Source organism: Rhodopseudomonas sp. P1 (genome assembly GCF_039642825.1).
Taxonomy (GTDB): Bacteria; Pseudomonadota; Alphaproteobacteria; order Rhizobiales; family Xanthobacteraceae; genus Rhodopseudomonas; species Rhodopseudomonas palustris_H.
The window spans coordinates 632,322-645,723 of record NZ_CP088006.1 but is presented as its reverse complement, the minus strand read 5'-3'; the positions used below and the strand labels follow the sequence as shown (position 1 = coordinate 645,723).

General features: G+C 67.2%; 8 protein-coding genes. 5 read left to right on the top strand and 3 right to left on the bottom strand.

Annotated elements, in window-relative coordinates:
- Positions 1–439: 439 nt before the first annotated feature.
- Positions 440–1,780, top strand: a complete 1,341-nt coding sequence (locus tag LRC39_RS03020) for a S41 family peptidase (protein WP_107354094.1) — start codon at positions 440–442, stop codon at positions 1,778–1,780.
- A gap of 164 nt (positions 1,781–1,944) precedes the next feature.
- On the opposite strand, the gene LRC39_RS03015 is transcribed toward LRC39_RS03020, so the two are convergent.
- A complete protein-coding gene (locus LRC39_RS03015; protein ID WP_346296284.1) occupies positions 1,945–3,612 on the bottom strand; it encodes an isovaleryl-CoA dehydrogenase in 1,668 nt (555 codons plus the stop codon).
- 138 nt (positions 3,613–3,750) lie between these two features.
- Here LRC39_RS03015 and LRC39_RS03010 point away from each other — a divergent pair, with 138 nt between their 5' ends.
- From LRC39_RS03010 to chrA, 4 genes are read left to right on the top strand one after another with little or no spacing between them, the layout of a single operon-like run.
- The gene (locus LRC39_RS03010; RefSeq protein WP_346296283.1) at positions 3,751–4,386 is read left to right on the top strand and encodes a TetR/AcrR family transcriptional regulator; all 636 of its coding nucleotides are present in this window, start codon (positions 3,751–3,753) and stop codon (positions 4,384–4,386) included.
- 39 nt (positions 4,387–4,425) lie between these two features.
- Positions 4,426–5,907 (top strand): amino acid permease, encoded by a 1,482-nt coding sequence (locus tag LRC39_RS03005; RefSeq protein ID WP_346296282.1) that lies wholly within the window; start codon positions 4,426–4,428, stop codon positions 5,905–5,907.
- 36 nt (positions 5,908–5,943) lie between these two features.
- Positions 5,944–6,837 (top strand): SDR family oxidoreductase, encoded by an 894-nt coding sequence (locus tag LRC39_RS03000; protein WP_346296281.1) that lies wholly within the window; start codon positions 5,944–5,946, stop codon positions 6,835–6,837.
- Positions 6,834–8,054: a chromate efflux transporter gene (gene chrA, locus LRC39_RS02995; RefSeq protein WP_346296280.1), complete on the top strand. Its 1,221-nt coding sequence runs from the start codon at positions 6,834–6,836 to the stop codon at positions 8,052–8,054. Before LRC39_RS03000 ends, chrA begins: the two co-directional genes overlap by 4 nt.
- 21 nt (positions 8,055–8,075) lie before the next feature.
- On the opposite strand, the gene LRC39_RS02990 is transcribed toward chrA, so the two are convergent.
- Positions 8,076–10,412: a Tex family protein gene (locus tag LRC39_RS02990; protein ID WP_107342785.1), complete on the bottom strand. Its 2,337-nt coding sequence runs from the start codon at positions 10,410–10,412 to the stop codon at positions 8,076–8,078.
- A gap of 189 nt (positions 10,413–10,601) precedes the next feature.
- Positions 10,602–13,346, bottom strand: a complete 2,745-nt coding sequence (locus LRC39_RS02985) for an ATP-binding protein (RefSeq protein WP_346296279.1) — start codon at positions 13,344–13,346, stop codon at positions 10,602–10,604.
- Positions 13,347–13,402 lie beyond the last annotated feature (56 nt).

The window sequence follows — 13,402 nt, the reverse complement described above, 5'->3', positions numbered from 1 at the left end:
TTGCCATTATCTCCCCCTTCGCGCCCGTCGCAAGGGCTTGCTGTCCGTGAACAGAGGATTTCTTCTTTTGGGCCACTACGTCAACTCAATCCACTTATCTCATGACCTTCGGCTCCTGCGCTCGACATCGAATGGGTGAGCTGCGAATATGGGCTATAATGTTTGACCGATCTGTTAGGTGCCCAGATCACCGCCCCGACCCGCCAAGCGGCGATCAAGCGGGCGCTGGTGCATCTGCTCGCCAACGGCGATGCCGCCGAAAAGCCGGCGGCCTAACCGCGTCGGGCGCCTTGATCACGCCCGCTTCGCACGTATCTGATCAGGCGTCCTATCCGGGCGCCGGTGCCCCTTTCACGGGAACCGATGGCGACCGCGGTCGGTTCTGGTTCCGCAACGCCCCCACGGCGGCCGTTTTCCGCCCCTTCACATGAGTTCGCCCATGCGCAAAATCGTCGTCCGCTCGCTTGCCGTCCTCGGCGTCGTCGCGGTTCCTGTTGTGTCCGCGCTCGCCTTGCAGCGCGAGCAGACCGCCCCGGCCGATCTCGACCTGATCGGCGGCGTCATCCAGCTGGTGCAGCGCGCCTACGTCCATCCGATTCCCTCGGACGAACTGACCAAGGATGCCCTGAAGGGCATGCTGAACCGGCTCGATCCGCACTCGGACTACATGGACGAGAAGGAATTCAAGGACATGCAGACCGACATGTCGGGCCAGTTCGGCGGCCTCGGCATGCAGATCACCGCTCAGGGTGGGATTCCGCGGATCGTCTCGCCGATCGACGGCACGCCGGCGGCGCGCGCCAAGCTCGAGCCGGGCGACCTGATCATCAAGGTCGGCGCCGCCACCACCCAGGGCATGAGCCTGCGCAACGTCGTCGACATGCTGCGCGGCGTGCCGGGCACCAAGGTCACCATCACCATCATGCGCGGCAAGGACGAGCCGTTCGACGTCACCCTGACCCGCGAAATCATCAAGGTCGCGTCGGTGAAGTCGGAGATGAAGCCGGACGGCGTCGGCTATATCCGCATCAGCCAGTTCGGCGGCGACACCGCCGATGGCTTCACCGCCGCACTCGCCAAGCTGAAGAGCGACGCCAAGAACGATGGTCTCAAGGGCCTGGTGATCGACCTGCGCAACGATCCGGGCGGGCTGCTCAACGCCGCGGTCTCGGTTGCCGGCGATCTGCTCGACGGCGGCACCGTGGTGTCGATCCGCGGCCGCCAGGCCGACGATCAGCGGGTATTCTCGGCGCCGTCGAAGGGCGACAAGCTGCCGGGCGTGCCGATCGTGGTGCTGATCAACGGCGCCTCGGCCTCGGCATCGGAGATCGTCGCCGGCGCCTTGCAGGACCGCAAGCGCGCCACCGTGATGGGCACCACCAGCTTCGGCAAGGGTTCGGTGCAGACCGTGATCCCGATCAAGGGCCACGGCGCGGTGCGGCTGACCACGGCGCTGTACTACACGCCGGCCGGCCGCTCGATTCAGGACGAGGGCATCGTGCCGGACGTGATCGAAGAGGCGCCGAAGGATCAGCAGATCAGCGGCGGACCGCTGATCCGCGAGAGCGCGCTGCACGGCGCGATCGCCAATCCGGGCAAGCTCAGTAAGTCGGACGCCACGCCAGCGCCGACCACGCCGAAGATCGGCGAGCCGACCGACGACAAGACCAAGTCCGCGACCTCGGCACCGATCAAGGCCGACCTGATCGGCAAGCCCGAAGACGCCCAGCTCAACGCAGCGCTGGCGCTGGTCCTGAAGAAGGACGCGGCGCCGAAGTAACCACCAGCGCGCAACCGCAGCGGTCCGCCTAATACGCACGTGATGCCCGGCCTTGTGCCGGGCATCGACGTTTTGATCTGACCTTGCTCTTCAAGACGTGGATGTCCGCGACAAGCGCGCGGTATGGCGACTTAGATTCAAGGCCGCTCTCACGACCGCAATGGTCACCGCGGCCGGGCGCGGTCGATGATCGCGGCGAAGTTCACGCCCTTCGGCAAAGCGCCATAGTGATGCGCGCCGCGTTGCGCCAGCCGCGACGCACAGAACGCTTCGGCGACCTCTTCCGGCGCGTGCCGGATCAGCACGCTGGCCTGCAGCCCGACCGCGAGGCGATCGACCAGATCGCGGGCGCGCTCCTCGAAGTCCGAAGCATCGCGCATGTCATCCTTCAAAGCGGCGATGTGACGGTCGAACGCCACATCGGCGCCCTTGGCCTGCTCGACCTCGGCGAAATATGCCTGCAGCGTCTCGGGCGTACGGGTCATCGCCCGCAGCACATCGAGGCACTGCACATTGCCGGAGCCTTCCCAGATCGCGTTGACCGGGCTTTCGCGGAAGTGACGCGGCATCGGTCCGTCTTCCATCACGCCGGAGCCGCCGATGCACTCCATCGCTTCAGCGGTGAGACCGGGCGTGCGCTTGCAGATCCAGTATTTGCCGATCGCCGAACCGATCCGGATCAGATGCGCCTGCTGCTCGTCGCCGCGGTGGTCGAGTGCGCGGGCGATCCGCATCGTCAGCGCCAGCGCCGCTTCGGTCTCCAGCGCCAGATCCGCCAGCACGTTCTGCATGATCGGCTGATCGATCAGCAGACGGCCGAATGCCTTGCGCTGCCGGCAATGATCGATCGCCTGCGACAACGCCGCCCGCATGATCGCCGACGAGCCAATCATGCAATCGAACCGGGTCATCGCCACCATCTCGATAATGGTGGCAACGCCGCGGCCTTCCGGCCCGATCATCCAGCCGAGCGCGCCGCGCAGCTCGGTCTCGCTCGAGGCGTTGGAGGCATTGCCCATCTTCTTCTTCAGCCGCAGCACCTGCAGCGGGTTCTTGGCTCCGTCCGGCTTCCAGCGCGGCACCAGGAAACACGACAGCCCGCCCGGCGCCTGGGCTAGCACCAGGAAGGCGTCGCACATCGGTGCCGAGACGAAGAACTTGTGGCCGACCAGCTCGTATTCGCCGCCCGGTCCGCCGGCGCCGACCGGGATCGCCCGGGTGGTGTTGGCGCGGACGTCCGAGCCGCCCTGCTTCTCGGTCATCGCCATGCCGATGGTGATGCCCTGCTTCTGATCGACCGGGACGTTGCGGGCGTCGTAGCTGCGCGCCAGGATCTTCGGCAGCCACTGCTTGGCAACGTCGGGCTGCAGGCTGATGCACGGCACCGCCGCGAACGTCATGCTGATCGGGCAGCCGTGGCCGGCCTCGATCTGGCTGTGCAGATAGAACCGCGCCGCGCGGGCGACATGCGCGCCCTTGCGCGGGTCGCTCCACGGCGAGGCGTGCAGCCCGTTCTCGATCGAAGTCTGCATCAGCTGGTGATAGGCGGGGTGGAAGCGCACCAGATCGGTGCGGCGGCCATAGCGATCATGGGTGTCGAATTCCGGCAGATGCCGGTTGGCAAGCGCGCCGAGTTCGAGATATTCGGCGGTGCCGATCCGGGCGCCGAAATCGGCAATATCGTTGGCGGCCCATTCGGCGCCCTCACGCGTCACCGCCTCGACCAGCGGCCGGTCGGCGGTGAACAGATTGTAGTCGGCGAGTTCGACCGGCTGGTTGATCACCTCGTGGGTGACGGCGCCGTAGTTGTCGGCGATCGCGGCGTTGAGCATTCAGGTCCTCCCGGGCGGCGCCTCTGGCGCTTGCGATGGTTCGGCAGGCATCATAGGCAACCCGTATCGGGCAGGTGTTCGGATTGGGCCTGGATGGCGAAGCGCGCGGAAACCTCAGCAAAAACACGGCGAAGGCCGGTGCAGCCGCGCTCGCACGAAACCTCGCGGGCGATCCGCGACGCATTTGTTCGGCTTCTGGACGAAAAGCCGTTCTCCGAAGTCACGATTCGCGAGATCGTGCTGGTGGCCGGCGTCGGGCTCGGCACCTTCTACGAATATTTCTCCAGCAAGGATGAGCTGGCGCGCGCCTGCGTGCATCTGCGGACCAAGGATCTGCTGCTGGCGCTGCGCCGCCGACGCACCGCGCTCGGCAGCTATGACCTCGCCACCGGCGTCACGGCGGCGATCACGGCGCAGGCCGAAATCTATGCGCAGGCGCCGCGCGAATGGATGCAGCATTTCATGCTGGAGCGGCACAAGAGCGAGCGCAGCCACTATCTCGAAGCCTACGACCTGTTCCTGAAGGAATGGGAGGCGCTGCTCGAAGGCGCCTCCGACTGGCCACCCGGCCGCTCCGCCGCCGAGGCGGCGTTGCCGGTCTTCAGCCTGATGTACGGAATGTTCGCCCACGCTTTGATCCGGGGCATGCCGCCCGCCGATTTTGCGGTGTACCGCCACCAGCTGGTGAGGGCGGCGCTCGGCTGTCTGGCGGGAATGGTGCCGCCAGAGGCAAGCGCCGGAGCAGTGGAACCCGGCGGCCGTCGCCGCGCTTGAGATCGAGCGGGTTCCGCCGCAGGGAACTGGGATTCGAGAGTGGCCGACATCTGGACGCGTAAATCGCTGAGCAGCCTGCAAATCGAGGCTGCGGCCGGGGACAGCGGCGACGGCGAGGTGCACCACCTGAAGCGGTCGCTGTCGGCGGTCAATCTGGTTGCGCTAGGGGTCGGGGGCATTATCGGCGCCGGCATCTTCGTGCTCACCGGCCATGCAGCCGCCGCGAATGCCGGACCGGCCGTCTCGCTGTCGTTCGTGCTCGGCGCGGTGGCCTGCGCTTTCGCCGGGCTGTGCTACGCCGAGATGGCTTCGACCGTGCCGGTGTCGGGCAGCGCCTACACCTATGCGTATGCGACGATCGGCGAGCTCGTGGCCTGGATCATCGGCTGGGACCTGATCCTGGAATACGCCGTCGGCGCCACCACGGTGGCGATCGGCTGGTCCGGTTACTTCGTTAGCCTGCTCGGCAATTTCGGCATCCACCTGCCGGCGCAGTTCACGACGGCGCCGCTCGCCTACGACGCAGCCACCCACGCCTGGTCGACCACCGGGGCGATTCTCAACCTGCCGGCGATGGCGATCATCCTGGCGATCTCGACGCTGCTGGTGATCGGCATCCAGGAATCGGCACGGTTCAACAACGTCATCGTCTGCATCAAGCTGACGGTGATCGCGCTGTTTCTGATCTTCGCCGCGCCGATGGTGACGCCGGCCAATTGGGTGACGGCGGCCAATCCGGACGGCGCGTTCATTCCGCCGGCGCAGGAGAACGGCGTCTTCGGCTGGTCGGGCGTGCTGCGCGGCGCCGCGGTGGTGTTCTTCGCCTTCATCGGTTTCGACGCGGTCTCGACCGCCGCGCAGGAGGCCAAGAACCCGCAGCGCGACATGCCGCTCGGCATCCTCGGCTCGCTGGCGATCTGCACCGTGCTGTACGTCTCGGTGGCGTTCGTGCTGACCGGGATCGTGCCCTATGACCGGCTCAACGTGCCCGACCCGATCGCAGTGGGGATCGATGCCGCCGGGATCGGCTGGCTGTCCTCGATCGTCAAGATCGGCGTTGTCACCGGGCTGACCTCGGTGATCCTGTTGCTGCTGCTCGGCCAGACCCGCGTGCTGCGCGCAATGGCGCATGACGGCCTGATGCCGAAGGCGGCCGCCGCCACCCACCCACGCTTCCGCACCCCGCATGTCGCCACCATCGGCACCGGCCTGATCATCGCCGGCCTTGCCGGGGTGCTGCCGATCGGACTGGTCGGCGAGCTGGTCAGCATCGGCACACTGTTCGCGTTCGCGGTGGTCTGCGTCGGCGTGCTGGTACTGCGGATCAAGCACCCGGAGCAGCACCGCCCGTTCAGGGCGCCGGCGATCTGGCTGGTGGCACCGGCCGGCGCGATCGTGTCGTTCATCCTGATGCTCGGCCTGCCGCTCGATACCTGGATACGGCTCGGGGTGTGGCTGGCGATCGGTCTTGCAATCTACTTCCTGTACGGGCGTCATCACAGCAAGCCCGCGGGGCGCTAGACTAGGCTCGGCGGACAACGGCCAGGAGGGCATCCGATGAGCACGAGCGCCGAGCATCAACGCACCGCGCTGGTCACCGGCGCCAATTCCGGCCTCGGCAAGGCCATCGTCACCGCGCTGGCGGCGGATGGCCTGCGTGTCGGGCTGGTGTCACGCGACCGCGCTCGCGGCGAAGCTGCGCTCGCGGATATTCGCGCCGCCACCGGCAATCAAGACCTGCACCTGTTCGTTGCCGACCTGGCCGACCAGGCCTCCGTCCGCGCCTTGGCGCAGGCGGTGCGCGACCGCTTCGACCGGCTGCATCTGCTGATCAACAATGCCGGCACTGCTTTTGCGGAGCGGCGGCTGAGCCCGCAAGGCATCGAATGCGCGCTGGCGACCAATCACCTCGGCCCGTTCCTGCTCACCAACCTGCTGCTCGACCTGATCAAGGCGAGCGCGCCGGCGCGGATCGTCAATGTCGGCACCCGCATCGATGCAGCAATGGATTTTGACGACCTTAACTGGGACAAGCGCCCCTACGGCATGATGAAGGGCTACGCGCAGTCCAAGCTCGGCAACCTTCACTTCACCTTCGAACTGGCGCGCCGCCTGCAAGGCAGCGGCGTGACCGTCAATTGTGTATTCCCCGGGGTGTTCAAATCCAACCTCGGCGGCACCGACGGCGCCCAGGGCTTGTTCTGGAAGCTGCTGATCAGGTTCGGCGGCTGGGCAATCCCGACAGCCGAAACCGCCGCCCAGCGCGTGCTGTATCTCGCCAACGCACCGGAGCTTACGGGCGTCAGCGGTCAGTACTTCGCGGATCGCAAGACGATTCCCGCGCCGGCGCAGGCGCTCGACACAGAAGCCAATCGGCGGGTGTGGGAGATCAGCGAACGGCTGACCGGGCTGTCACCGCCGCAACCCGGCATCGGCCAGGAGACGCCGTGACGCCTCCTCCCGCTCCAACAGCGCAGCAGCCGCAGAGCGGCACGCCGCGCGAAGTGCTGCTTGTGTTCCTCAAGCTCGGCCTCACCTGTTTCGGCGGGCCGATCGCGCATCTGGGATATTTCCGCGACGAGTTCGTCGTCCGGCGGCGCTGGCTTGACGAGCAGAGCTACGGCGATCTGGTCGGGCTGTGCCAGTTTCTCCCTGGCCCGGCCAGCAGTCAGGTCGGACTCGCGATCGGCCTCAAGCGCGCCGGCGCTCTCGGCGCGCTCGCCGCCTGGACCGGATTCACGCTGCCATCGGCGCTCGCGCTGGTGCTGTTCGCTTATGGCGCCGCCGCGCTCGACGGACCGCTCGGCACCGGCCTGCTGCACGGGCTGAAGCTGACGGCGGTGGCGATCGTCGCCCAGGCGGTGTGGGGGATGTCGCGTCAGCTTTGTCCTGATCGCGAGCGTGCAACCATTGCGATCGCGGCGGCGCTGATCGTGCTCCTCAGCGCGATGCCCATCGCTCAGCTCGGCGCGATCGCGCTTGGCGCGGTGGCCGGGATGTGGTGGTGCCGCAGCGACACGCTGCAGAATTTCGGCGACGTCGGGGCGCGGGTATCACGGCCGATCGGCGTCGCGGCGCTGCTCGGCTTCGTGGTGCTGTTGCTCGGCTTGCCGCTCCTCGCTCAGCTGAGCGGATCGTCGATCGTTGCGGCGTTCGATGCGTTCTATCGCTCGGGTGCTCTGGTGTTCGGCGGCGGTCATGTGGTGCTGCCGCTGCTCCGCGATGGGTTCGTCGGGCCGGGCTGGGTGAGCGACGACGCGTTCCTCGCCGGCTATGGCGCGGCGCAGGCTGTGCCGGGACCGCTGTTCAGCTTCGCCGCTTACTTGGGCGCGATCGCAGCACCGGTCCGAGGACTGGTCGGCGCGGCGATCGGTCTGGCCGGCATCTTCCTGCCGGGATTCCTGATCCTGCTCGGCGTGCTGCCGTTCTGGCATGGACTGCGGCGCTATTCGGCCGCGCAGGCGATGATGCGCGGCGTCAATGCCGCCGTAGTCGGTCTGCTCGGCGCCGCACTGTATAGCCCGGTCTGGACCAGCACGATCCGCAGCACGGCCGACGTCGCGGTCGCGCTCACCGGCTTTGCGTTACTCACGATCTGGCGCGTGCCGCCGCTCGTCGTCGTCGCCTTCAGCGCGGCGGCGGGAATCGCTGGCGCGCTGTTCGGCTAAGCGCAGGAAGCGGTAAAGCGCTCACCGCCCCTTGCTGCGGCCCTTCTCGGCCGCCTTGGCCAGCGCTGCCGCGAATGCGCCGCCCCCGCTCGGGGCTTCCTGGCGCGGCTTGTAGCGGTCGACCAGCTTGGCGCTGGCGCCGCCGCCACCACCGCCGGTGCGGCGCTCGCCGGGAGCGGGGATCGGGTCGGACATCCGCAGCGTCAGGCCGATGCGGTTACGCGGCACGTCGACCTCGAGCACCTTGACCTTCACCACCTGACCCGGCTTCACCACTTCGCGCGGATCGTTGATACGCCGCTCCGACATCGCCGAAATGTGGATCAGGCCGTCCTGATGCACGCCGATATCGGCGAAGGCGCCGAACGCCGCCACGTTGGTGATCGTGGCTTCCAGGATCATGCCGGGCTTGAGGTCGGTGATCTTCTCGACGCCTTCCTGGAAGGTCGCGGTCTTGAACTCGGGACGCGGGTCGCGGCCGGGCTTTTCCAGCTCCTTCAGGATGTCGCTGACGGTCGGAATACCGAACTTCTCGTCCGCGAAGGCCTGCGGCTTGAGGCCCTGCAGCACCTTGGTCTGGCCGATCAGCGCCTTGATGTCGCTCTTGGTGGCGGCCAGGATCTTCTTGACGAGCGGATAGGATTCCGGATGCACGCCGGAGGCGTCGAGCGGATTTTCGCCGTCGCGAATCCGCAAGAACCCGGCGCACTGTTCGAACGCCTTCGGCCCCAGCCGCGGCACTTCCTTCAGCTTGTCACGGCTCGGGAACGGCCCGTTGGCGTCGCGATGCGCCACGATGTTCACCGCCAGCGTCTCGCCGATGCCCGACACCCGCGCCAGCAGCGGCGCCGAAGCGGTATTGAGATCGACGCCGACCGCGTTCACGCAGTCTTCCACGGTGGCGTCGAGCGCGCGCGCCAGCGCGTGCTGATTGAGGTCGTGCTGATACTGGCCGACGCCGATCGACTGCGGCGGCACCTTCACCAGTTCGCCGAGCGGATCCTGCAGACGGCGCGCGATCGACACCGCGCCGCGGATCGACACGTCGAGATCGGGGAATTCCTTGGAGGCGAATTCCGAGGCCGAATACACCGACGCGCCGGCTTCCGACACGATCGCCTTGGTCAGCTTCAGATCCGGCTTGGCCTTCATCAGATCGGCGACCAGCTTCTCGGTCTCGCGCGAGGCGGTGCCGTTGCCGATCGCCACCAGCTCGATGCGGTGCTTCACGCAGAGCTGCGCCAGCGTCAGCATGCTCTCGTTCCACTGCCGCTGCGGCTCGTGCGGATAGATCGTGGCGTGATCGACCAGCTTGCCGGTGCGGTCGATCACCGCGACCTTGACGCCGGTGCGGAAGCCCGGATCGAGGCCCAGCGTGGCGCGGCCGCCGGCCGGCGCGGCGAGCAGCAGGTCGCGCAGATTCGCCGCGAACACCCGGACCGCTTCGGTCTCGGCCTGTTGCCACAGCCGCATCCGCATATCGAGCGCCAGCGCGGTCTTAATCCGCGTCCGCCAGGCCCAGCGCACGCAATCCGACAAGAAGCCGTCGGCGGGGCGGCCCTTGCGGGCGATGCCGAAGGTCGCGGCGATGCGGTTCTCGTACTGGGTCGGCTCCTTCGACTCCGGATCTTCGCCGTCGCCGAAATCGAGCGACAGCACCTCTTCCTTCTCGCCGCGCAGCAGCGCCAGGATGCGGTGCGACGGCAGCTTCTCGTAGGGCTCGGAGAAGTCGAAGTAATCGGCGAATTTGGCGCCGACGGTCTTCTTGCCGTCGCGCACGGAAGCCTTCAGCGCACCGCGGCTCCACATCGCTTCGCGCAGTGAGCCGGTGAGGTCGGCATGTTCGGAGAAGCGTTCGACCAGAATGGCGCGGGCGCCTTCGAGGGCGGCCTTGACGTCGGCGACCGGGTGCTCGCCCTCGGCCTTCACATAGGCGGCCGCCTCGGCCTGCGGATCCTTGTCGGGGTTCTGCAACAGCAGGTCGGCGAGCGGCTCCAGGCCCGCCTCGCGCGCGATCTGCGCCTTGGTCCGGCGCTTCTCCTTGAACGGCAGATAGATGTCTTCGAGACGCGCCTTGCTGTCGGCCTTCAGCAGCGCCGCCTCCAGCTCCGGCGTCATCTTGCCCTGCTGCTTGATGCTGTCGATGATCGCGGTGCGGCGCGCCTCCATCTCGCGGAGGTAACGCAGCCGCTCCTCGAGGGTGCGGAGCTGCGCGTCGTCGAGCATCCCGGTCGCCTCTTTGCGGTAGCGGGCGATGAACGGCACGGTCGATCCGCCGTCGAGCAGGTCGATGGCGGCCTGGACCTGCTGCTCACGGACGGCGAGTTCGGATGCGATGACGGACGCGATGTTCGGCACTGGGAGTCTCTTTGGCAGATTCGAAGGAGGGGGACTCGGCCACGGCGGCGCGGCGAATCGAAGGCAACCTACGCGATCTTGCGGGCAAGATGCAGGGCGCGTGACCGCCCGGTGCACGACGTGTGCATAACCCCTCGGGCACCGCTCCGGACCAAATCGATTTGCCGTGTTCCCTGTTGAAAACGCGGTCTATTTCGCCGGCACGTCGGCTTCGGCGTCGAGCACCCGGCGCAGCATCCGTGCCAGATCGGCACGGCGATACGGCTTCGGCAGCAGCTGCACGGCAGGACCGAGCCGGCCATGATGCAGCATCGCGTTCTCGGTATAGCCGGAGGTGAACAGCACCTTCAGACCCGGCTTGTACTTGCGCAGCTCCTCGGCGAGCTGCGGCCCGTTCATGCCGCCGGCCAGCATCACGTCGGTGAACAGCAGATCGAATTCGACGTCGTCATACACCATCGACATCGCTTCCGCCGCGGAAGCCGCCGAGTGCGCGGTGTAGCCGAGCGCCTTCAGATGCGTCATCACGTAGCTACGCACCAGCGCATCGTCCTCCACCACCAGCACCGACTCGCGGCCGCCCTGCGCCAGCGGCGGCGCGGCACTGTCGAGCCCGGTATCGAGCGACGCGACCGCATACGGCAGATACAGCCGAATGGTCGTCCCGTGCCCTTCCTCGCTGTACAGCTCGATATGGCCGCCTGACTGCTTGACGAAGCCGTACACCATGCTGAGGCCGAGACCGGTGCCTTCGCCGACCGGCTTGGTGGTGAAAAACGGCTCGAACACCCGGTCACGGATCGCCGCCGGAATGCCGCAGCCGGTATCGCTCACCGCCAGCATCACGTAGCGGCCGGCGCTGACTTCGTCGTGCTGCGCCGCATAGGCCTGGTCGAGATCGACGTTGCCGGTCTCCAGCAGCAGCTTGCCGTTGCCCTTCATCGCATCGCGGGCGTTGATCGCAAGGTTGATCAGCGCGCTGCCGAGCTGCGACGGATCGGCCAGCGCCGGACGCAGATCCGGCGACGGCTCGACATCGATCTCGATGCCGGCCCCGAGCGTCGGCCGCAACAGCTTGACGGTGTCGAGCATCAGCGCGTTGACGTCGATGCTGCGCGGCTGCAGCGGCTGCTTGCGCGAGAACGACAACAGGCCGTGGGTGAGATCGGAGGCGCGCGTCACCGCCTGGTCGACCATCGTGGCAACGTCCTTCAGCGCCGGCCGGTCGGACACGCCGTCGGCGAGCATTTCGATGCCGCCGGTGATCACCGTGAGGATGTTGTTGAGGTCGTGCGCGACGCCGCCGGTGAGCTGGCCGATCGCCTGCATCTTCTGCGCCTGGCGCAGCTGGCGCTCGGATTCCTTGAACGCCGTGAGGTTGCGATACACGATCACCGCGCCGGCGAACGAGCCATCCGGGTTTTCCATGCGCCGCGCGCTTGCGGCGAGCTGCACCACCGGGTCATCGCCGTGGCGGATGCCGAGTTCGACATTGTCGAAACTCTCACCGCGCCGCGCACGCGCTGCCGGACTGTCGTAATCCGGCATCGGCGTGACGCCGTCGGCGAGGAAGCGTTTGTACTTCCGCTTCCAGCGCTCGGAGCCGATGTCCTCGGCGACTCCGAACAGCGTCACGCAAGTCGGATTGGCAAACACCCGCTTGCCCTCGGCGTCGAGCACCGCCACCGCGTCCGCCATGCTGGCGATGGTCTTGTCGAGCAGCTCCGACTTGCTCCGCAGCGCCGCGTTGGCGGCGTCGATCTTGGCAACGGTTTCGTCGAAGGCGTCGGCAAGGATGCGGCTCTCGCCGCGCAGCCCCGCCGGCATCACCAGCCGTCCGGTGCGGGAAAATGCCGCGACCGCCCGGGTGAGCTGCATGATCGGACTGGCGATCGAACGCGACAGCAGCGCCGACAGCAGCACCGCACCGAGGATGGCGGCAAGGCCAACGATCAATCCCGGCGTCCGCAGCGCGGTGGCGGGCGCCATGATCCGTTCCAGCGGTTCGGTCTCGATCACGGCGGTGCGGATGCCGTTCGACAGCGGCGCCATCACGATCGCCGCGGCGACGCGTTCACCGTCGGGCCGGGAGAACACCGCCGCAGCGCCGGGCTTTTCGCTAAGCGCGGCGGCGAGTTGCGGGAAGTCGTCCTGCCAGCGCCGCTCCGGCTCCGCCGGCACGATTCGGCCGTCCATGTAGTTCATCATGTAGCCGCCGTCGGCTTCGACGAAATACACGTCAGTGTCGTTGTCGAGCACGTCCCGGATGCGCTCGAACACCGGACGCAGATCGTAAGTGATCATCAGCACCGCAAACACCACGCCACTGGCATCGCGCACCGGTGCCGCGGCTGTGAACCGCGGCGACGACGAAGCGGCGGCGTCTGTGCCGCTCGGTGCCCAAAAGATCCGGATCGGCGAGAAGTACACCTCGTCGCCCGTCAGCCCCGCGGCATGCCTGAACGTTTCATCATCACCGAGCGTTGGCAGTTCAGCGTCCGGCACGGTGCGGATGCTGCGGTTCGGCACGTGGCGATCGACGGCGATCAAGGCGCGCCCGCCATTGGCGACGCCGACCAGCCGATAGGCCAGAAGGCCGGGCTTGACCTGCATGTTGCCCGCATACGCCGCCGCCAGATGCGCGCGCCACTGCGCTTCGGTGAGCCCGACGTCCGGATCTGTGCCGCCATTGAGCCGCGCCCGGACGATGCCGAGATGCGCTGGCAACAGCCGGGCTGACAACACTTCGTTGCGGATGATGCGGAGCACCGATTCGTAGGCGCCAAGCCGCGCCTTGGCCTGATACGCGAGCCGCGTCAGCCCAGACGGCACGGCTGCCCGCCCGATGTTGTAGTACGCGAGCACTCCGATCGCCGCCACCGTACACGCCACCAGCACGGTCATCGCCAGGGTCAGGCGCACCGACAGGCGCATCGATCGAATCTCCGGGAAGGAACTCAAGATAAAAGGCAAACTATAGGAAGCGCCGA

Bases quoted from the DNA above. Each gene is read 5' to 3' on its own strand.
- LRC39_RS02985 (WP_346296279.1), bottom strand. From the start codon at position 13,346: ATGCGCCTGTCGGTGCGCCTGACCCTGGCGATGACCGTGCTGGTGGCG.
- LRC39_RS03020 (WP_107354094.1), top strand. From the start codon at position 440: ATGCGCAAAATCGTCGTCCGCTCGCTTGCCGTCCTCGGCGTCGTCGCG.
- LRC39_RS03000 (WP_346296281.1), top strand. From the start codon at position 5,944: ATGAGCACGAGCGCCGAGCATCAACGCACCGCGCTGGTCACCGGCGCC.
- LRC39_RS03015 (WP_346296284.1), bottom strand. From the start codon at position 3,612: ATGCTCAACGCCGCGATCGCCGACAACTACGGCGCCGTCACCCACGAG.